We start from the raw sequence: 19625 nt of genomic DNA on the forward strand, positions 1-19625 counted from the left end.
GAGAACGAATATAAATTAGTTTTCGTATGAATTTTCTTAATTTTATTATAAAGTATTGTTCATTCTCCTTCTTCTAAGAAAAATAATTCCTCGACAGGTAGCTTAAACAGTTTAGCAATTTTAATGGCGAGTAAAGCAGATGGAACATATTTACCTTTTTCGATGGCGTTAATTGATTGTCGACTCACACCAATTCTTTCAGCCAAATCACCCTGAGTCATATTGTATCTCGCACGCTCTATCTTTATATTATTCTTCATTGTGACGATCTTACTTTTAAGAAATTAAATCTAATGATAAAAAACAGTAATGGTGTAAACATGTTATAAACTAATACATCAAAAAATGTAAACCCATAAATAAACACAATAGAAAACATAAGGACGATATAATTAAAAATTATAGCCCAAACCAAAGAATCTTTTCTGAGTTTATAGATAAATTCATCTTCTACTTTTTCTTTTGAAAATCCAACTAGTAAACCTCCAATAATGATAGCAATGGCAATAATTTCATCAAGTATACTATTTTCAAGTACTTTAAAAAATCCGCTGTTATCCGAAAACATAGCATCATCATTATATATGGATAGCACTTTAATTTTTAATATGTCGGATTCAAATTCTGAAGCAATTAAAAATACACCAACAATTAGACCTACACATAACAAAATCCATCCTGGAATTTTCCACTTATTTGATATTAAATAATTAGATTTCATAATAATTTAATTTTAAGATTAGATTTCAAAGGTAAACAAAAATTTACAAAATGTAAACTTTACTTTACTTTTTGTTAACTATAATTGCTTTTTTATGTGTAAAACACTAAAAATCAATACTTTGATAAATTTTAAAATTATCGTTTTAAAGTGAAGTGGTTTTTAAACGATCTTCCGTCTTCTAAAGTAGCAGAAAACCAGTAATCACTTGCTGGTAATGGTTTCCCTTTGAATGTACCATCCCATGCATCTAATGGTGAATTTAATGTGTAGAGCAGCTTTCCGAAACGATCAAAAATAAATACTTTACTGTTAGGTTGAAATTGTTCAGAAATACCCTTAAGTTGCCATGTGTCGTTATAGCCATCGTTGTTTGGTGTGAAAAATTTAGTAAAACCAACGACTGAAACATCTTCGGTAGAAACACCACAATCATTTTTCGTATCTCTTACATAAACTGTATAGATTCCTGGGACAATGTTTTCAAATGTGTTTAAAGTTTGATAAGGACCATCAGCACTTGTAATAGAATATTCATAATCACCTTCTCCTGACACCAAAACTGTAATCGAATTATTTGAAGACACGTCTTCAACTATAACATTGTCTACAGTTGCCACATTTGAAGCTATCACATTGATTATTCTTTCATTTACACAACCGTCTGGTTCGGTAACTAACACTGTATATATCCCAATTTCATTGACTTCAATAGTCATAGTAGTTTCACCAGTAGACCAATTATAATAATAGTTATTTGGAATACCTTCTATAATACCTCCACTCAATGTTATGGTTTCTGGAAAGTTATTTAAACAATAATAAAACTCTTCAAATGTATTAATATTGGGAAGCGGTTTTACTCTCAAAACAACTTCATTAATACTATAACAAGCATCACCACTATTAATTCTTGCATAAATGACCTGTTCATTTGCAATAGTATTGAAATAAGAATTAGGCAAGCTATTCACTTCTAAAGAAGCATCATCATAAGTAGCATAATAACTAACCGAAGCATTTATAGGCGCTCCAGATAAGACTTGCACGTCTGCCTCCGATAAATCGAAAAACACAAACCCATCTTCGACTAGATCATCACAAGTTTCGATAAGTGCAGAATTACCATTAGACGATAACACAATCTCTAGAGTAATCTCTGCGATGTTAGTACAACCATCCAGTGTATTGGTTACTAGTGCATAGATGACTTGCGGATTAGACATATTCGTATAGTCGCTACCATTGATTTCATTATTTAGATTGGCATCTTCAAAATAATTTATAGCTCTGTTATCTATTACTCCACCAGTAATCAACTCAAAAGAATTATTAATATTAAACGATGTGATACCATCTTGAGTTGCATCATCACACTGTGTAATTGTGATGTTATTTGCCTCTGTTGAATCTGGTACTGTGATTGTAATAGGTGTTCGTGGCCCTCCAGTACAACCATTAAACAAAGGCAACACCCAATATGTAGTAGTGGTCGTTATAAACTCATTGTAGGTAAACCCGTCATTTAATACTGTTGTTGAGGACGGTGTTTCATACCATAGAACCGTATCTGTATTAGAATTTACGGTTACACTTGCTTCACCTTCATTACATATAACTATAGCATCATCAAAAGTCATCTTTGGAGTAATAATTACCGAGCTAGCTGATAAATTCACTTCAGGATCACCAGGCATCCCTCCAAATTCTACAAAAAAGCCTCTTGGATAATAAGGGTTTCCTGGGCCAGATGGGTCGCCTGCATTGGGTAAATCATTCCATGAGCCAATATTTCCAATACTAGGATCGGTTATATGTGCATAATCTTCATTTCCGAAGTTATTAGGTTCGCCATCATTCCAAAACGAGTATTCACCATTTACAGGTTCTCCATTTGCAGTACCCATCCAAAACACAGTACCAGCTTCTGGACCTGTTTCCCAACGCCATGTATTTTCGGCACCTACATCACTTGCTCCAATCCATCCTGTTCCTAGGCTTTGTTCTCCAGCAAATATCGATTCTTCTTCTGATGTCAAGGTTGCTAAATATCCTTGCAGTCCAAAATACTCTAAATTTTCGGCAGCATTACGAGAGGCAGTCCATGTAATTCCGTCGCTAGACACGTACAAATAATAATGTCCAGTTGACGGTAAATAATTAGCGCCTCCTAAGTTTATAGAAAACGATTTGTCTTGCGTAAAATTAGTCTGTGTTGTTTGAAACGTCACATTACTTATAGCATCGATAAATTCGGTAAAATTCGCAGGACCTTCTAAAGTGAGTTTCCCTTCTTGAGCAGACCAACTTGAGACAATATTTGGGTAGGTCCCGTTTAAAACTAAAAGGTCTTGATTTATGGTATAGCCTTCAGAAATTTGAATAAACACATTATCTAACGTATCATCACCAGCATCAGGATCTGTAATACTTACACTTGTAACAATATTCATTGGAGCGCTTCCGCAGAACTCCTGATTTCCTTCAACTGTAATCGCAGGAGGTACATTTTGCGCATGATTATATTTGGAAAATCCAAACACAAATGCTAACACAAAAAACACCTTTAATTTCATTTTTTTATTTATTTTTTCCGCATGTATACACTTATAGGAACACCATTAAAATTGAAATGTTCACGTAAATTATTCTCTAAAAATCGCTTGTATGGATCGCGCACATATTGAGGCAAGTTACAGAAAAAAGCAAATTGTGGCTGTGGCGTAGGTAATTGCATGATATACTTAATCTTAACAAATTTACCTTTATAAGCTGGAGGCGGATAATTTTCTATAATAGGAAGCAACACTTCGTTGAGTTTGCTTGTTTTAATCTTTTTTGATCTGTTTTGATATACTTCAACAGCAGTTTCTATAGCTTTAAAAATACGTTGCTTGTTCAATACAGAAATAAAAACGATAGGTACATCAGTAAATGGTTCGATTTCTTTTCTAATCACACGTTCAAAATCTCTTGTAGATTGTGTGTTCTTTTCGATTAGATCCCATTTATTAACGAGAATCACAATACCTTTTCGGTTACGCTCTGCTAACCAAAATATATTTTGAACCTGACCATCAAAACCTCGTGTTGCATCTAGAACTAACAAACATACATCACAATGCTCAATAGCTCTTACACTTCGCATTACAGAATAAAACTCTAAATCTTCTTTCACTTTAGATTTACGTCTAATTCCGGCTGTATCTACTAAATTGAATTCAAATCCAAATCTGTTGTACTTGGTATCAATAGAGTCTCTAGTTGTTCCTGCGATATCAGTTACAATGTAGCGATCTTCACCAATTAGCGCATTAATGAATGATGACTTACCAGCGTTAGGTCTTCCAACAACAGCAAATCTTGGTAGTTGATCTTCTTCTTCCTCTTCATCATCTTTTTCTGGGAGTGCTTCTACTAAAGCATCTAACAAATCACCTGTCCCACTACCATTTATACTAGCAATGGTATAGTATTCTCCTAAGCCGAGTGAATAGAATTCTACGGCATCTTCGGCGCGTTTGTTATTATCAACTTTATTAACAGCTAAGAAAACAGGTTTATCAACTTTTCGAAGTAATCTAGCGACATCTTCATCCATTCCTGTTACACCTGTTTCGACATCCACCATAAAAATTATAGCATCTGCTTCGTCAATAGCCAACTCTACTTGCTTATCTATTTCGGCTTCAAAAACATCGTCGCTTCCTTTCACATATCCACCAGTATCAATGAGAGAAAACTCTTTTCCATTCCAATCACTTTTTCCGTAGTGTCGATCTCTAGTCACACCACTAACGGCATCAACAATAGCTTCTCGACGCTGTATCAAGCGATTAAAAAAAGTAGACTTCCCTACATTTGGTCTTCCTACAATAGCAACAATATTACCCATAACTTTTATATTTTATCTGCATTACATATCCTGTAAGCGGCTGCAAAGATACTAAATATCTAAGTTGCAATGTGTTTTTTAGGTTAAAGAATACATCTTTTCGTTGTTTGATTAAAAAATAGTACTTTGAGTTACTATTTCAAAATTAAAATGTCAACAGCCAACGAAATTATTTTAAGACCGCGTTTTAAGTTTAATGTGGCCCAAAATAATGAGATGCTTTTAGAATTATTTGAGGAGACTAAGACTGCTCAATCTGATTTTATTGTAACTCGTATTGACGACCATGTATTTATTAAAATCCCTAAAGCAAAGCAGCACTTTTGGTCGCCACAATTACATTTAGAAATCAATGAAAATGACACTACCAAAGGCAGCACGATTTATGGACTTTTTGGACCTAATCCAACCGTTTGGACTATGTTCATGTTTTTACACTTTATTATTGCTGGTTTGTTTATTGGTTTTGGCATCTGGGCTTACGTGAATTGGACTTTAGGTAATGACTTTGCCATTCAGTTATTTGTTACGCTATTTATGGTCATCATTTGGTTTGCATTGTATTTTGGCGGACGTCTAGGCAAAAAAACAGGCACGAATGAAATGCACCAATTGCATCATTTTATGAGAGATACTTTAAGGCATGCTGGTATTCATTCTGATACAGAGCACATAAAAAAGCCCTAGTATTACTACTAAGGCTTTTGTTATTGGGATTATCTATATCATTTACTCTTCATTTTCATAGATAGAAATCGTTCCGCTATCTTCATTGGAAATAACTACCAAAGATTTTCCTGTCGGACTATCGCTTGCTGAAATAGCAAGAACACCCTCTGGAGCATAATCGGTAGCACGTTGTAATAGCTGTATATATTGCGGAGATGTTGGGTTGCTAATATCGAATACCATCACTTGACTATTACGTTCTAAACCAACAAATAGAATCGTTTTTTCATTGATTGTTAACACTTCAACTGCTTCAGGTTCGGCTCCTTTATCATCACTACGCTTATCTGTTTCATTATCTTCCCAGTCCCAGTTAAAACGATCTGGTGTTTCACTTAATACAATTTCAGAAATATCATTACCGCTGTCATAAACCAAGTTCCCATCTGTTGACCAAATACTAAACGAACGTGCACCATAATTATAAATGACATCTGTATCACCATCGTTATCTGTATCTCCTAATGTTGTTGTAATCTTTAAACGCCCTAAATTTATTTCATTTTGGAAATCTTCAGAACTTGGAAAAGTGGTATCATCTAAAACTAAATCCTCTACACGCTCCTCTTCACTAAATCCGTCATAATCCCTTGCATCTCCTTCATTTGCTGAAATAACATAGCCCGTTCCATTTATATTGGCATACGTAATAGCATCTGGTTGGTACATTCCAAAAACTGGCCAATTTCTAAGCTCAGTTGTTAGGTCTTTATCTGAGGCATCTATTGAATTATTTGGATCATTATAATCTTTAAATCCTAAAGGGTATATCGCTTCAATAGTTTTTGTTAGTAAATTAATTTTTGCAATTCCATTGTTTTCTTGAAGTGATACCCATGCTGTTTGTGAGTCATCAGCTATAGCTATGTATTCTGGTTCAACATCTGTTGCTAAATCTGCATTAGGACCAAATACTCGAAATCCTTGATTTTCTAATACGGTCTCTTGGCTATTGAATGCCGTAAAATCTAAAGTAACAACTGTATTATTGCTCAGGTCAATAATACTTACGCTTCCCATAGGATCAACTGTATAATCATCATTTGGTTCTCCCTCATTTGCAGACAATAATAGGTTTCCGTCTTTAGAAAAGGTGACCATATCTGGTAGTGCTCCAACCGTATATTGGTTTTGTAGTGTTCCATCTGTTGTATTGAAAACTAAAATTTGTCCAGGGTTTTGTTTTACTGATGCTTCAACTGCAACAGCTAATTGACCATTATAAACCGACACGCTATTTGGCTTCCCAAAAGCACTTATTGAAATTGGAGTTTCTAAGCTAGGCGTATTTATGTTTGAAATGTTATGCACAGAAATCTCGTCATTTTCAACATTGACAGTAAACAACTTGTTAGTTGATGGATCAAAGGCTGAAATCTCAGAAGCGCCTTCGCCTCCAACATTTATGGATGATTTAAACTGAAAGTTAATTGTAGTTGGCAACGGCGTTGAAGCAGAATCGTCATCGTCTGCGCAACCGAATATTAAGGCAACTAAAAATAAGGCAATAATTTTACTAGAATGTGTCATCTTTTTTGGTTTGTTTGTTAAACCGTAAAGTTGAAACACGGGTTTTAAATAAAGGTTAATTTAAATAGACTAAACCTTTACGATTTACTTCTGATTGTAACCAAAACGTTTCAGTTGGCGTTGATCACTTCTCCAATTTTTATTCACTTTTACATATAATTCGAGATGCACTTGCTTTCCAAAAAATTGCTCTAAATCTTTTCTAGCCTCTATACCAACACGCTTTAAAGCACTTCCTTTGTGACCAATGATAATTCCTTTTTGAGTATCACGTTCAACCATAATTACAGAACGCATTCTAATGATTTTCTCTTCTTCAAAAAACTCTTCAGTATCAATTTCAACAGCATAAGGAATTTCCTTTTTATAATGCATTAAAATTTTCTCTCTTATGGTTTCATTTACAAAGAAACGTTCTGGTTTATCTGTTAATTGGTCTTTAGGATAAAAGGCAGGAGACTCTGGTAATAGCTCAATAATTCTATTAAATACTTCGGTAACATTAAAACCTTCTAATGCTGAAATTGGAAAGATCTCTGCATTAGGCACCTTTTCAGACCACAGTTGCACCTGAGTTTCTAATTGGTCTTGATCTGATTTATCAATTTTATTTAATAATAGTAATACTGGAATTTTAGAATTAGTAATCTTTTTAAAGAATGCTTCGTCTTTGAGCTCTTTTTCTCCAATTTCAACCATGTAAATGAGCACATCGGCATCTTCGAAAGCCGATTTTACAAAATCCATCATAGATTCTTGTAATTCGTAAGCGGGTTTAATAATACCAGGTGTATCACTTAAGATAACTTGGAAATTATCGCCATTTACAATTCCTAAAATACGATGTCTTGTCGTTTGTGCTTTAGAGGTAATAATTGATAACTTTTCTCCAATAAAAGCATTCATCAAGGTAGATTTTCCAACATTTGGATTACCTATTATATTTACAAAACCTGCTTTATGACTCATTGTATTCTTATTAAATAGGCTACAAAGTTACGACCTTTAATACTTAATTTATTATAAGATCGCAATTAACCTTTAGAATGGCCTGTAAATTAATGCAAGATTTGTCATACAGTCTAAAACTACATTTTTTTACATTTGATTTATGGACAGGCGCATACAAAAAGCTTTAGACTATATAGAAAGTAACTTATCATTACAACTTACACTAAGTGATTTGGCAAACGTATCATGTATGTCTACTAGTAATTTTCATCGTGTTTTTAAAAAAGAAACTGGTAGAACCCCTTTTAAATTTACTGAAGAGATCAAAATGAAAAAAGCATATACTATGCTCATTTCAGGGTCTTACAAGATTCATGAACTAACCGAAACTTTTGGTTATCAAGATTATGAAACATTTACAAGAGCGTTTAAAAAATATTACGCTTTGGCGCCAGACGATTTAAAAGCGATTGCTCAAAAAATTAAATCTGAAATGCAGGTTGGACCTGATGGTTTTATCATTAAAATATTTGAAGTTGACAGTATTGAAGATATTAAAGAAAACATAGAGCGTATTATTCTTAATTTAAAGCACTACATCAAAGACAAAGGCTATTCAGACGAAGATATTGCCAAGGCTAAAGTTATGTCTATCATGCCGAAAATTGAAAATAGTACACCAAATGAAAAAACCATAAAAAACAAGTTTGTTATTACTGAAAATCAAAAAATTTGGAAAACCCTCTTAAACTTAGATCTGCATGGAAAGCACTAATTTATATCATGTTGCTGCGGCGATAGTTGGAGTTATATTTCCATTATATGCCATTTTGAACGGAAAGAAAGCAAGACAACTACTTATTGAAGATCCGAATGCTAAAATTCTTGTCTTTCGTCAGACTGGTATCATTCTTATCGTCTTGGCAACTATATCTCTTCTTCCATTTCTATTAAACAATAAAAGTTTAGATGGTATTGGATTAAATTTCATCAATACACCTTTATGGCTTATTGGATTATTTGGACTATCATTTTTGATTTTATTTGTTCTTAAGTCTGTAAAACTAAATGAAACTACAGCAAAGAAATTCTATAAGACCAATAAGGAGATCTCTTTTTTGATGCCAAATACAAAACCTGAACTTAACATCACTATTATTGTGTCATTTATTGCTGGCATTTGTGAAGAAATTATATACAGAGGATTTCTATTTTGGTATTTGCACCAGTACATGTCATTAATTCCTGCGATGATATTTGCCAATCTTCCTTTTGCTCTAGGTCACTTAACTACTACTGGGAAGAAGAATACATTTGGAGCATTTATTCTTGCATTTATTTTTTCTGGTGCTTACTTTTTAACCAACTCACTATGGTTACCTATTTTACTTCACATTATCGTCGATTTATATTCGATGGTTTTTGCTTATAAATCGTACCAGGTTATAAATACAACCGACAATTAATTGCAGATATTAGGAACGTGGTTTAGCCAATTGCCTATCATACATCACAATACTTCCAGCCACAGATACATTAAGACTTAATTGTGATTTAAATTTCACCAAAAAATGGCTTTTCTCAATGGCCTTATGCGATAGCCCATGATCTTCTGCACCTAACAAATATACGCAGCGTCTTGGATGATTAAAGGCCTCTAGATCTTCGGCATCATTAGTAAGTTCTACACCAACAATACGAGCACCTTTTGGTAAGTTTTTATAGAATTCATCAAAATTCTCATAATGGAAATATGGCATAGATTTTACGGCATTATGCGTATCACTAGATTGCTTAGCATAACGATTTCCGATGGTAAAAATAAAACTAGCACCTAGATTTTGAGCAGAACGCCAAAGCACTCCAAGATTCTCAGGTGTTTTTCCATTTTGAATACCGATTCCGAAGAATTCATTTTCGAAGTTGTTAATCATGGCACAAAAATAAAAAACCTCATGAAAAATCAAGAGGTTTTCTTTGCATGGGAACTGGATTCAATGATATACTATATTTCACAATCGACTCTCATTTTAACTATTCGTTTGAAAGACATACTTCATCGCTATTCTTAAAACTCTAACATATATCCATTTGGATCTTTTACAAAGAATGATAAGTGTTCTCTTGGTTTATTTTTTAAAACATAACATTACTCGGTCCATACGATTTATTAGTATAAGACATTTGTTATCAAGAACAAAACTTCCTGATTAAAGGAGTATAGGCACTAAAAACGCGTATATTTATCTTCATATAACGAGTTGTATGCCATTTGAAAAGATCTCTACCTAAATTATGATAATGCCTTCCGACAAAGACTATAAGTCAACCAAAAAAATAAAGCAAAATATTTCAAATATAAAAGAGGAATTCGAGCCTCTTGCTAAATGGATTGACAAAAAATATGATGTCAAAACATTAAACCTAATTTTCGATTATATAGATAATGACAAATCTCATCCTCGACTACAAGTTTGTTTAGAGTATGCAAAGGACAAAGGGAAGTTTATGGATAACAAGACTTATAACTTTGACAAAAGAAAACAAAACGAAATTGCCGAAAAGTTTGCAGAAATAACTTCGGATTATGAGCTAAAAAACAAACCGAATTGGATTAAAATAATACTCAAGCTGACTTACAAGTCAAACAATCTATATGTTTATTTCACCGACTTTGAATCCATAGCCAAAATTGAGGCTAATGAAAAGATTACGGAAAAAGAAATTAAAAAATTACAAGCGGAAATAAAAAACAAAGAGCTCTGGACAATTTCTAGAGCTTTTTCTGGAGTGACCTACTTTTTGTACACTGACGAACAATTAAAAAAATATCAAGATTCTGAAACTCAAAAAGACTGGAAAAATCAATATTATGAATTACTCAAACAGTATGATGAATTTGAATATTTCAAAAATGATTATTTCTACTTTGATTTAGACAGTAAAGAGAACTTTGATAATAATTATGAAAGTAATTGGTATTATTATTATAAATAAAAACGGCATACAACAACGTGTATAATCCATAGCTCATTTTAATTGTTTAAGCGAAACTTTGTACTTTAGTGATGTATCGATTCCTACTTGGAATAATGAGTACTTCAACATATCAAAATCGCAACTAAAATCAGGCAACTTAACTCTATCATTAGTATTCGTATTTTTCACCAAATACTGGATAACTTTTAAAATTGTAACAACTTTTTGTGACATTTTTTTAAATACTCCGTTATTATATAAACCAATCAAAGAAAAAGTAATTTTTGGAACGTCCAGAATTAATAAAAGCATGCAAGCAAAATAATCTAAAAGCGCAGATGCAAGTGTATCAGATGTACAAGGATATGCTATATAATGTGAGCTACAGGATTGTTAAAAATGAGCACGATGCTCAGGACACTGTTCATGATACTTTTATAAAAGCGTTTCAGAATATTTCTAAGTTAGAAAACGATCTTAACCTTGGGCCTTGGTTAAAACGTATTGTAGTTAATAGCTCACTAGACTTTTTGAGAAAAAAAAAGAAATTGGGCTGGCTACAAGAATCGTATGAATTTACTGAATCTATAGAAGAAGATGACACCTATGAAGATATTACACTTAAAGTAGACGAAGTAAAAAAAGCTATATACAATCTAAAAGACAAATACCGAATTATTATGATCCTGTACCTCATTGAAGACTATTCACATAAAGAAATAGCAGAGCAATTAGGACTCAAAGAGGGTACAGTGCGTAACCAATATATAAGAGGAAAACGTCTTTTAAAACAACAATTACAAAACAGCATAGCATTATGAGTTTAGAGAAATTTGTTAAGAAACATCAAGATGTGTTTGATGATAAAAAAATGCCTGAAGCTGCTAGCATCGACTTTGAAAGAAGGCTTAAAAAAGAACTTCATCAGGATAGTAGTAAAGTAAGGCGTTTACCAATCATAACATATTTATCTGTTGCAGCAAGTGTAGCACTACTAATCACTATTGGGTTTTGGTATCAGAATTGGCAAGAGCGTATAGATATAAGAGACAATCTAGTTTCTGCTTTAGATGAAAGTGAAACTAATAGCTCACGCCTAGAAGCTATTTATGAGATCGAAGATACCTACGCAAACGAAAAAGAAGATGAAAAAATACTAAAAGCTTACTTTAAAATCTTGCATGATGATTCTGATGCAAATTCTAAATCAGCAGTGATTGATGCTCTTTTAAAATTTCCAAATAATGCACTCGTACGTAATGAACTTATCGAAGCCTTAGGAAATGAAAAAGAACCTTTAATTCAGTTAAAACTCATAAAATCTGTTGCTAGACTTAGAGAACAGCGTGCAAAAGCACCACTTAAAAAAATCATTGAGGATGAAGAATCGTTACCATTAGTAAAAGGAAATGCTTCAGCCTTATTGGCAATGTTAAATCAATAAAAAACGAACAAAAATGAAACATATTATAACCACAATTGCACTGCTTTTAATAGTTAGTGTTGGTAATTCGCAAGAGAAAGAAAAACGTATTAAATTTAATAAAGGAACACTTAAAATATGTTCAAATTCACACATGACCATAAAAGGTTATGATGGTGATGAAGTGATCATAAAGAGTCTAAATGAATCCCGTTTTTCCTATTATTATGATTTTGGTGACAAGGATGACAGCTTATTAGACTCATTAGAAGAGTCAACAGAGGGGTCATTGGCGAAGAGTTACTATCTGCTATCCTCAAAATACAAGGATTCAGAATTAGAAAAAGGCTTAAAGCCTTTAGGAAATAAATCTGCAAAACCAGAAGACAATTTATATCTTGATATTATAGAAAAACCTGGAGAATTAATTATTAAAGATTATCAGTATAATCAATCAGGTCAAAACAGGTTAACAGGATACATTAACCAATCTTCTCGTGACAATAATAAAAAATCTGATAAGAATAATTTTTCGAGCTTAGCTAATTTTGCAGCCTTAAATAATAAATATGAAATTTTAATTCCTAATTCCATTAAACTATCATGGAATGTGGAAGATTGTTCTAAGAAAAATTCTAATACTTTTTTTATAAGAACAAATTCCACACCATGGGAATTAAACAATTTTAAAGGTGAAGTGGAGATTTCTACATCGTATAATTCCATTAGCTTAACTAATGTTAGCGGCCCTGTTATTGCCAATACTATTGGTGGTAATATAACCGTAGTTTTTGATAAAATAACACCAACAAAACTGTATTCTTTGGTTAGTAATGATGGTTATATAGACATGAGTTTACCAGATAACGCTAGTTTGAATGTTGATGTTAATGGAGAACGCGTACTAAGTAATATAAATTTTACCGTATTAGATGAATCGATAGAAGAAGGTATAAAGAAAATGAAGCTTCAATTAAACTCTGGAAAAACAAAAATGAAACTTGATGCTGGGTCAGGAAGTGTTTACTTACGAAAACTAAAGTAAGTTTTAAATAGTTTAGTCCATCGAGTTAGACCCTTTGATACTCATAGATGCTCATAAATTAAGTTCCTGATAACTACGAGACAGGCAATTCAGTTATACTATGGCGTAGCATTTAAAATTCTGTAAAATCATTAAAAAATTCAATTATGCGTTTGTTATGTATTATCATGACCCTGTGCTTTATTGCTCAATGTGAGGGTCAGAATAAAAGTAAAAATAGTTCTTTAGAAGCTCGAATTTCTAGAATAGAAAATGGTCTTCAATCTAATTTACAAATCCAATATGACGATAGTATTTCTATTAAATTTTACAATATAGAAAAACGAATGAAAGAGCTAAATATTCCTGGTCTTAGCATAGCTATCATGGACAACGGTGAGATTGAATGGGCAAAGGGTTATGGAATGGCCGATACAAGTGAAAACCGAAAAGTAACCACACAAACACTATTTCAAGCAGGCTCTGTTAGCAAGCCAATTGCAGCCACCAGAGCACTTCAACTTGTAGAAAAAGGTAAGCTAAGTTTAGATCGTAATGTCAACGACTACTCAAAAAGTTGGAAAGTACCCGAAAATGAATTTACAACTAAAGAGAAAGTCACTTTAAGGCGATTGTTAAATCATTCGGCTGGACTAACTGTTCATGGATTTCCTGGCTATTCGGTTAATGACACTATTCCGAGTGTTTTGGATGTGCTAGAGGGAAAAGGTAATACAAGTGCTGTGCGTGTTTTTAGAGAGCCTGGAGAAAAAGTAGGCTATTCTGGTGGTGGTTATACCGTTATGCAACTAATGTTATCAGATCTGGAGGAAAAACCTTTTTCAGACATAATGCAAGATAATGTTCTTAATCCGCTTGGTATGACGTCAAGTACCTATAAAAATCCTCTTCCGAAGAAATACCATACTATTGCCGCTGCTGGTTATAAACCAGATGGCTCTCAAGTACCTGGAAAGTGGCACACTTATCCGGAAATGGCTGCAGCTGGACTATGGACAACACCTTCTCAGCTTTTACTTTGGGCAAAGGATATCCAAAACACCTTTCAGAACCAAAAAGATGGTCTTTTAAAAGCAACAACAGTTAATGAAATGGTTACAGATTATGGTAATAACCAAGGTATGGGACCTTACGTTGTAGAACATTTATTTGGTCATGGTGGCTCTGATGAAGGATTTGTATCTGACCTTAGAATTTGGAAAGACCATTCTATTTCGGTAGCCATTATGGTAAATTCGGATAATGGGAATGCTATTATCCAGGAACTATTTTTAAGTATTGCAAAAGAATACAACTTACCAGGAATTTACAATAGATTAAGAACTTATAATGAGCAATCCAAAGAACAGCGATCACGATATGTTGGAGCTTATCAATTTTCTGAGGATGCTATCACTAAAGTAGTTATGAAGGATAATGGTTTAGAATTTTCAGAAGGCATTGTAAAGAACCCTATCTTTCTCTTGCCAGAATCGGATTCCTTGTTTTTTAGTGCCGAAACTGGATTGTATTTTGAATTTGTTTTTGAAAACGAATTCGTAACAAATTTGAAAGTTGCTGGTTATAATGGTAAAAAAATTGAGTGATGAGATTTGTACTAAACCAAATTTAGGCATGTATGAACTTTAGAATAGAAATGTTGTATACTAGGTTCATAATTAATTTTCCATATAGTCCTGCCATTTTACTAATACATATTTAGCTACACTTCCTTCTTCTTTTTTTAAAAAACCATATTCGTATACAAATAGATAAACATCTTTTTTACTGTTTTTCCAAAAATGAGTAAAGAAACTAGAGTTGAACCCTTCTTTGTGTAAAACAGAAGCTCTTACTGTAGCTTTCCCTGCTCTATTATATTGCTTTAATATTTTACGATTCAGTTTAAGTTGATTATCCACCTTATTGTAAAACCTTGGAGCTTCAGTTTTCGATTTTTGGTACTGATAAAGGCTTTTGCAGTGTACATCACAATATTTTTTATCTGACCTACCTACTATGATTTTTGAACAATGTAAACAAAACCTATCATTCATACTATACGTATATTATTCGAATAATATACGCATAATATCCTTTTATATAAAACCATTAACATAAATTACAATATGAAACCTAATAAACATATTACTCTAAAGCATTTATTAATAGATAATAAAAAGTGTATTGGTTTACAATTTAATTCTGATGAAGTGTTGAATAGTTTAATTAAAAACTTAAAGAATTTAGAGTGGAGCAATAATCATGGTATGTTTTATTTACCAAATAGCAAGTACAATCTAGACTCTATTTTTTCATTATTCAAAGGTGTCGCATGGGTAAATACTAACTACTTTTTTGATAAATCCAATTCTAAAAATCTTGATGAAAAATTTGATTTGCAATGGTTCAGAAAGAGAAAAAAATCTAATAACTATAAAACTTGCCCAGAATCGTTCTTAAATAAACTCGAAATAAAACGCTATGCCAATAATACGGTTAGAACATATGTATCCTGTTTTGAACGATTTATAAATTATTATCATGATAAAAATATTGAAAGCTTAAACGAAACAGATGTTCGTGCATATATAAGAACTTTAATTCAAAACAATTGGTCTAATTCATACATTAATCAGAGTATCAATAGTATAAAATTTTACTACGAAATAGTGTTAGGTATGCCAAATAGGTTCTATAAGATTGAGCGTCCTAGAAAAGAGAAAAAATTGCCAACTGTATTATCACCTTCTGAAGCAAAAGCACTTATTAATGCTACAAACAATATAAAACATAGATGCATAGTTTCTCTCTTATATTCTGCAGGATTAAGACGAAGTGAACTTATAAATCTTAAACCTACTGACATTGATAGTAAACGAATGCTTATTAAGATAAATGATGCTAAGGGGAAGAAAGATAGATTAACGCTTTTAGCACAATCTACCTTAAAGGATCTTAGGGCATACTACAAAGAATTTAGACCAAAAAACTATTTATTTGAGGGCCAAAAAAACGAAAAATATAGTGCAACTAGTATTGCAAAAATTATCGCAAATGCAGTTATAAAAACACGAATTAAAAAGCACGTTACTGCTCATACTCTTAGACATAGTTTTGCTACACACCTTTTAGAAAACGGCACTGACTTGAGACACATACAATTATTATTGGGGCACAGTTCTACGAAAACAACAGAAATTTACACTCATGTTGCATCAAACAATTTTATTTCTATTAAAAATCCATTAGATTAGCTCGAATAATATGTACATTTAGTGATACAAATATAGTGGGTATAAAAACAATACGTTTATCCATTTGTTGTGCTTCATTATTCCTCACTCAATCGGAATTAAATAATTATACTAACTTTCGGGAAACAACTAACCAATGATTAAATTCTATAGAAAAATCAGACAAAACTTACTAATGGAAAATAAAACTGGAAAGTATTTTAAATATGCAATTGGTGAAATTGTTCTTGTTGTTATAGGAATTCTCATTGCATTACAGATTAATAATTGGAATGAAAACAGAAAAAAAGAAACTCTAAAAAACGAATATAAAACAGCCTTGATTAACGATTACACAAAAGATACGATTCAAATTAATGCTCGTCTTTTAAGAAATAATCTCAGAATTGAAAGGATTAACTCAATTGGTGATAGTATTGAAAATGGGCATTTTAATAATCTAGAAAGTTATTATAAACTCTATAATAATGAATTTGTTGGAATTAGAGTCACCAATGTTTACAATACCAATAGTTTTAATTTACTCATATCTAGTGGAAAAATAGATTTGTTCGATAAAGACCTAAGAAAAGAACTTATGGAATTAAATCGACTTCAAACAACTGAAAAAACTGTACAAAATGGCAATAAAGGTCTCCTCTTAGACTTTATGCTAAACCTTGGAAGTAAATATCCAACCATTGGAAATCCTTTAGATAATAATGCTACATACCAACTCTTGTGGAAAAATGCAAAAGTAAATGATCTGCCAAAAGATATAGTGAATCATTTGATACAAGAGCGTTACACCATTTCAAGGTATATAGAATTAACAGAGAATGTTTTGCAACAAACCGAATTGGTTTTGAATCTTTTGGATTCTAACAACTAATAACGAAAGCACAACAACGTGTATAATCAATGCTAACCTTCTACTCCAATTAAAATTTATATCTTTAAACAACTGATTTGCTACAACCTTAAATCCTGCGGATTCTAGGTCGCACAAATCATACACGAACACGTTGTGCTTAATGCAAAAAAAACCGAACTGAATTGATATTTAGACCATTGAAATACGAAAAATATGCTCAAAAAGCGGTTGATAAACTTCAAGAAAGTCAACCTGAATTTCGGACAAAATTTGACACGGATAATTACGATAATTGGTTTTATAATCAATCCAGCGAAACATTAAGATTATATAATAATGACAAAGAAATTTATTTCAAATATATTCCAGTTGGAACATTTTCGCTGAATACTAATAGCTGGATGTGGGCTTGGGCGAATGAAGACTCTGTTGAACCAAGAAAATTTCGGACTTTAAAAATTAAAGAATTTGGAGAAAAAAAGAATTATGAAAATCTAACCAAATCGCACTTTTGCGGAGATAAATATACAGGTTGGGAATTAACAGCAATTGTTTTCGATATAATTGGCGGAATTGGAACTTATCGAGTGATTTCTGAACATTTAGAAAAGTATTTTCTACTGACCGAACAAATAACAAAAGAAGAAGCTGAAAAAATTGAGAGTGAATTAATTGAGTGTAGTGTTCACGGAAAAATAAGGAAAGCATTTATTTGCCAGCATTTGAATACTAAACAAAAAACTGGATTTGAAGAAGCTTTTGAGACTTATCGAGGAATGGAATTGGGCGAAGAAGATGATTTCCAAGCTTGGTGTTCCGAATGCGAAAAAGAGCGAATAAAAACTGATGGTTGGAATGAAGAATCTATGGAGTTCGCAAAAATAAAATTAGTATGCGAAAGATGCTATTTTGAAATTAAGGAAATAAACGTATGAATAAAGCACTAAAGCACAACAACGTGTATAGTTCATTGCTTCTGATTTTCCTTTCGGAAAATCCTCGCTACTGAACAATGGGTTCGCTCCTATTTGCTATCTTAGTGCTAACGCAACGAAGCCATACACGAACACGTTAGCCACCATAAAATATGCTACTCATTCACTGGACAAAACATAATAACACAAAGGATATCCTGAAAAACGGGATTCATCCAGTTAGAAGAAAGTCTATGTCTTCCGAAGGCGATGATATTAAAGGAATATGGTGCTATCCCTTTACCAGGAACAAAACGCTGAATAACACATGGAAATCAAATCTCAAAGTTTGGCGTCAAGACCTGACCAATTTCAACGGCTTCGTTTTTAGACTGGAAGAATCTGATTTTCCAATATATGCTGGTTCCTTTGTGGGAATTGCAATGTTTCCCGAACAGTCAACTTTTAATTCTTACGAGGAATTCTTAAAAATCTTTGGGGAAGAGTTTTCTCCTGTAAGCATCGCATTTGAAAGAAATAAAGTAACTCTTGAAACGGGTACAATAGATTATGGTGATTTCGAAATAATTATTCCGAATCGCATCGAACCAAAAAGGATAAAAAAGGTAATTAAGGACAGAAACACGTTGGCTAACAAAAGCTAAAAAATCATAGCCACCTCACGGGATGGCAACGCATTTTAGCCAAACCGTTGTAACACATTTGACCAAATCAAGAAAATGCAGGAATTCAAACATTGGAAAGAGTTTATTAACCGAGTTTTAATCGACAGCGGAAAATTTGAAAATCCAAAAACTGAATTTAAAGGAGATGCGGAAACAGAAACTTTCAAATCAATTGTGGAAAATTCTCTGACTGAAATTCGAGTTGGATATTTAAAGGACAATTTACTTATCTATTTACATATTTTCAATCCGACAGTTCCAGGATATAATAAGTATGTGGAAGGAGAATATTTTTATAAACACGATTTTAGTGAAGATGGAGAAACTTACGGAAGTCCATCATTAGAATTTAATGAACAGAATCGGAATGGAATTCTCTCAATTCTTGAAAGTGGATTAAAAGGAAAAGAAGTTCAATTCGTGAAAAACAACATAATTCTGAAATCGAAACTTTACATTTCACAATATGACACGAACTTTAACTATTCTTATGACTTTACAAAGAGAGGTTTTTGGAACAAAATATTCGGACAGAAAATTGACAAAATGGACGGAATTGAAAAGAGAGAAATAGAGTTGAGTACAATATTTAGTGGAATAAAAAACGTGTTACAACAACGTGTATAATTAATTGCTTTGGCAAGTGCTTATTTGGAAAATTCC

At 32.6% G+C, this 19625-nt stretch carries 21 protein-coding genes; 13 read left to right on the plus strand and 8 right to left on the minus strand.

Annotated features, from left to right (window positions below; all coding sequences use genetic code 11):
* Positions 1–59: 59 nt before the first annotated feature.
* The 4 genes from Q0783_RS12650 to der all read right to left on the minus strand — a co-directional run bounded on the left by Q0783_RS12650 (position 60) and on the right by der (position 4616).
* The gene (locus Q0783_RS12650; RefSeq protein ID WP_298895677.1) at positions 60–260 is read right to left on the minus strand and encodes a helix-turn-helix transcriptional regulator; all 201 of its coding nucleotides are present in this window, start codon (positions 258–260) and stop codon (positions 60–62) included.
* Positions 257–721, minus strand: a complete 465-nt coding sequence (locus Q0783_RS12655; RefSeq protein ID WP_298895679.1) for a hypothetical protein — start codon at positions 719–721, stop codon at positions 257–259. The genes Q0783_RS12650 and Q0783_RS12655 overlap by 4 nt, the downstream gene beginning before the upstream one ends.
* 137 nt (positions 722–858) lie before the next feature.
* The gene (locus tag Q0783_RS12660; protein ID WP_298895681.1) at positions 859–3297 is read right to left on the minus strand and encodes a T9SS type B sorting domain-containing protein; all 2439 of its coding nucleotides are present in this window, start codon (positions 3295–3297) and stop codon (positions 859–861) included.
* 8 nt (positions 3298–3305) lie between these two features.
* Positions 3306–4616 (minus strand): ribosome biogenesis GTPase Der, encoded by a 1311-nt coding sequence (gene der / locus Q0783_RS12665; protein WP_230936525.1) that lies wholly within the window; start codon positions 4614–4616, stop codon positions 3306–3308.
* 150 nt (positions 4617–4766) lie between these two features.
* On the opposite strand from der, the gene Q0783_RS12670 reads away from it, so the two are divergent.
* A complete protein-coding gene (locus tag Q0783_RS12670; protein ID WP_298895683.1) occupies positions 4767–5303 on the plus strand; it encodes a GTP-binding protein in 537 nt (178 codons plus the stop codon).
* Between the two features lie 42 nt (positions 5304–5345).
* Here the strand turns inward: Q0783_RS12670 and Q0783_RS12675 are convergent, their stop codons facing one another.
* Both Q0783_RS12675 and era read right to left on the minus strand, forming a co-directional pair.
* Complete coding sequence (locus Q0783_RS12675; protein WP_298895685.1) at positions 5346–6875, minus strand: choice-of-anchor I family protein; 1530 nt, start codon at positions 6873–6875, stop codon at positions 5346–5348.
* Positions 6876–6959: 84 nt separating this feature from the next.
* Complete coding sequence (era, locus tag Q0783_RS12680) at positions 6960–7844, minus strand: GTPase Era (protein ID WP_298895687.1); 885 nt, start codon at positions 7842–7844, stop codon at positions 6960–6962.
* A 142-nt stretch (positions 7845–7986) separates the two neighbouring features.
* Here era and Q0783_RS12685 point away from each other — a divergent pair, with 142 nt between their 5' ends.
* Positions 7987–8601, plus strand: a complete 615-nt coding sequence (locus Q0783_RS12685; protein ID WP_298895689.1) for an AraC family transcriptional regulator — start codon at positions 7987–7989, stop codon at positions 8599–8601.
* A complete protein-coding gene (locus Q0783_RS12690) occupies positions 8588–9292 on the plus strand; it encodes a type II CAAX endopeptidase family protein (RefSeq protein ID WP_298895691.1) in 705 nt (234 codons plus the stop codon). The genes Q0783_RS12685 and Q0783_RS12690 overlap by 14 nt, the downstream gene beginning before the upstream one ends.
* A gap of 9 nt (positions 9293–9301) precedes the next feature.
* Here the strand turns inward: Q0783_RS12690 and Q0783_RS12695 are convergent, their stop codons facing one another.
* A complete protein-coding gene (locus Q0783_RS12695; RefSeq protein WP_298895693.1) occupies positions 9302–9760 on the minus strand; it encodes an RNA methyltransferase in 459 nt (152 codons plus the stop codon).
* Between the two features lie 367 nt (positions 9761–10127).
* Here Q0783_RS12695 and Q0783_RS12700 point away from each other — a divergent pair, with 367 nt between their 5' ends.
* From Q0783_RS12700 to Q0783_RS12720, 5 genes are all read left to right on the plus strand, one after another.
* On the plus strand, positions 10128–10823 hold the full coding sequence (locus Q0783_RS12700) for a hypothetical protein (RefSeq protein ID WP_298895695.1): 696 nt from the start codon (positions 10128–10130) through the stop codon (positions 10821–10823).
* A gap of 266 nt (positions 10824–11089) precedes the next feature.
* Positions 11090–11626: an RNA polymerase sigma factor gene (locus tag Q0783_RS12705; RefSeq protein WP_298761520.1), complete on the plus strand. Its 537-nt coding sequence runs from the start codon at positions 11090–11092 to the stop codon at positions 11624–11626.
* Positions 11623–12249: a hypothetical protein gene (locus tag Q0783_RS12710; RefSeq protein ID WP_298895698.1), complete on the plus strand. Its 627-nt coding sequence runs from the start codon at positions 11623–11625 to the stop codon at positions 12247–12249. Before Q0783_RS12705 ends, Q0783_RS12710 begins: the two co-directional genes overlap by 4 nt.
* A 13-nt stretch (positions 12250–12262) precedes the next feature.
* A complete protein-coding gene (locus Q0783_RS12715; protein ID WP_298895700.1) occupies positions 12263–13273 on the plus strand; it encodes a DUF4097 family beta strand repeat-containing protein in 1011 nt (336 codons plus the stop codon).
* A gap of 146 nt (positions 13274–13419) precedes the next feature.
* On the plus strand, positions 13420–14859 hold the full coding sequence (locus tag Q0783_RS12720) for a serine hydrolase domain-containing protein (RefSeq protein WP_298895701.1): 1440 nt from the start codon (positions 13420–13422) through the stop codon (positions 14857–14859).
* A 72-nt stretch (positions 14860–14931) separates the two neighbouring features.
* Here Q0783_RS12720 and Q0783_RS18380 read toward each other — a convergent pair whose 3' ends face one another.
* Positions 14932–15174, minus strand: a complete 243-nt coding sequence (locus Q0783_RS18380; protein ID WP_366915442.1) for a hypothetical protein — start codon at positions 15172–15174, stop codon at positions 14932–14934.
* Positions 15175–15381: 207 nt separating this feature from the next.
* Between Q0783_RS18380 and xerA the strand changes: the two genes are divergently transcribed.
* From xerA to Q0783_RS12750, 5 genes are all read left to right on the plus strand, one after another.
* Positions 15382–16509 (plus strand): site-specific tyrosine recombinase/integron integrase, encoded by a 1128-nt coding sequence (gene xerA / locus Q0783_RS12730; protein ID WP_298761510.1) that lies wholly within the window; start codon positions 15382–15384, stop codon positions 16507–16509.
* Positions 16510–16684: 175 nt separating this feature from the next.
* Complete coding sequence (locus tag Q0783_RS12735; RefSeq protein WP_298895704.1) at positions 16685–17380, plus strand: DUF6090 family protein; 696 nt, start codon at positions 16685–16687, stop codon at positions 17378–17380.
* A 164-nt stretch (positions 17381–17544) separates the two neighbouring features.
* On the plus strand, positions 17545–18297 hold the full coding sequence (locus Q0783_RS12740; RefSeq protein WP_298895706.1) for a DUF6882 domain-containing protein: 753 nt from the start codon (positions 17545–17547) through the stop codon (positions 18295–18297).
* A gap of 152 nt (positions 18298–18449) precedes the next feature.
* The gene (locus Q0783_RS12745; RefSeq protein ID WP_298895708.1) at positions 18450–18941 is read left to right on the plus strand and encodes a hypothetical protein; all 492 of its coding nucleotides are present in this window, start codon (positions 18450–18452) and stop codon (positions 18939–18941) included.
* Positions 18942–19016: 75 nt separating this feature from the next.
* Positions 19017–19589: a hypothetical protein gene (locus Q0783_RS12750; RefSeq protein ID WP_298895710.1), complete on the plus strand. Its 573-nt coding sequence runs from the start codon at positions 19017–19019 to the stop codon at positions 19587–19589.
* Positions 19590–19625: the final 36 nt, after the last annotated feature.

It is taken from the genome of uncultured Psychroserpens sp. (assembly GCF_947500255.1).
In the GTDB taxonomy this organism is placed as follows: Bacteria; Bacteroidota; Bacteroidia; order Flavobacteriales; family Flavobacteriaceae; genus Psychroserpens.

Excerpts from the sequence above, each read along its gene's own strand:
- Q0783_RS12650 (WP_298895677.1), bottom strand. The coding sequence starts at position 260 with ATGAAGAATAATATAAAGATAGAGCGTGCGAGATACAATATGACTCAG.
- Q0783_RS12720 (WP_298895701.1), top strand. The coding sequence starts at position 13,420 with ATGCGTTTGTTATGTATTATCATGACCCTGTGCTTTATTGCTCAATGT.
- xerA (WP_298761510.1), top strand. The coding sequence starts at position 15,382 with ATGAAACCTAATAAACATATTACTCTAAAGCATTTATTAATAGATAAT.
- Q0783_RS12715 (WP_298895700.1), top strand. The coding sequence starts at position 12,263 with ATGAAACATATTATAACCACAATTGCACTGCTTTTAATAGTTAGTGTT.
- Q0783_RS12670 (WP_298895683.1), top strand. The coding sequence starts at position 4,767 with ATGTCAACAGCCAACGAAATTATTTTAAGACCGCGTTTTAAGTTTAAT.
- Q0783_RS12750 (WP_298895710.1), top strand. The coding sequence starts at position 19,017 with ATGCAGGAATTCAAACATTGGAAAGAGTTTATTAACCGAGTTTTAATC.
- Q0783_RS12695 (WP_298895693.1), bottom strand. The coding sequence starts at position 9,760 with ATGATTAACAACTTCGAAAATGAATTCTTCGGAATCGGTATTCAAAAT.
- Q0783_RS12735 (WP_298895704.1), top strand. The coding sequence starts at position 16,685 with ATGGAAAATAAAACTGGAAAGTATTTTAAATATGCAATTGGTGAAATT.
- Q0783_RS12675 (WP_298895685.1), bottom strand. The coding sequence starts at position 6,875 with ATGACACATTCTAGTAAAATTATTGCCTTATTTTTAGTTGCCTTAATA.
- Q0783_RS12660 (WP_298895681.1), bottom strand. The coding sequence starts at position 3,297 with ATGAAATTAAAGGTGTTTTTTGTGTTAGCATTTGTGTTTGGATTTTCC.
- Q0783_RS12710 (WP_298895698.1), top strand. The coding sequence starts at position 11,623 with ATGAGTTTAGAGAAATTTGTTAAGAAACATCAAGATGTGTTTGATGAT.
- Q0783_RS12655 (WP_298895679.1), bottom strand. The coding sequence starts at position 721 with ATGAAATCTAATTATTTAATATCAAATAAGTGGAAAATTCCAGGATGG.
- Q0783_RS12690 (WP_298895691.1), top strand. The coding sequence starts at position 8,588 with ATGGAAAGCACTAATTTATATCATGTTGCTGCGGCGATAGTTGGAGTT.
- der (WP_230936525.1), bottom strand. The coding sequence starts at position 4,616 with ATGGGTAATATTGTTGCTATTGTAGGAAGACCAAATGTAGGGAAGTCT.
- Q0783_RS12700 (WP_298895695.1), top strand. The coding sequence starts at position 10,128 with ATGCCTTCCGACAAAGACTATAAGTCAACCAAAAAAATAAAGCAAAAT.
- Q0783_RS12745 (WP_298895708.1), top strand. The coding sequence starts at position 18,450 with ATGCTACTCATTCACTGGACAAAACATAATAACACAAAGGATATCCTG.
- era (WP_298895687.1), bottom strand. The coding sequence starts at position 7,844 with ATGAGTCATAAAGCAGGTTTTGTAAATATAATAGGTAATCCAAATGTT.
- Q0783_RS12685 (WP_298895689.1), top strand. The coding sequence starts at position 7,987 with ATGGACAGGCGCATACAAAAAGCTTTAGACTATATAGAAAGTAACTTA.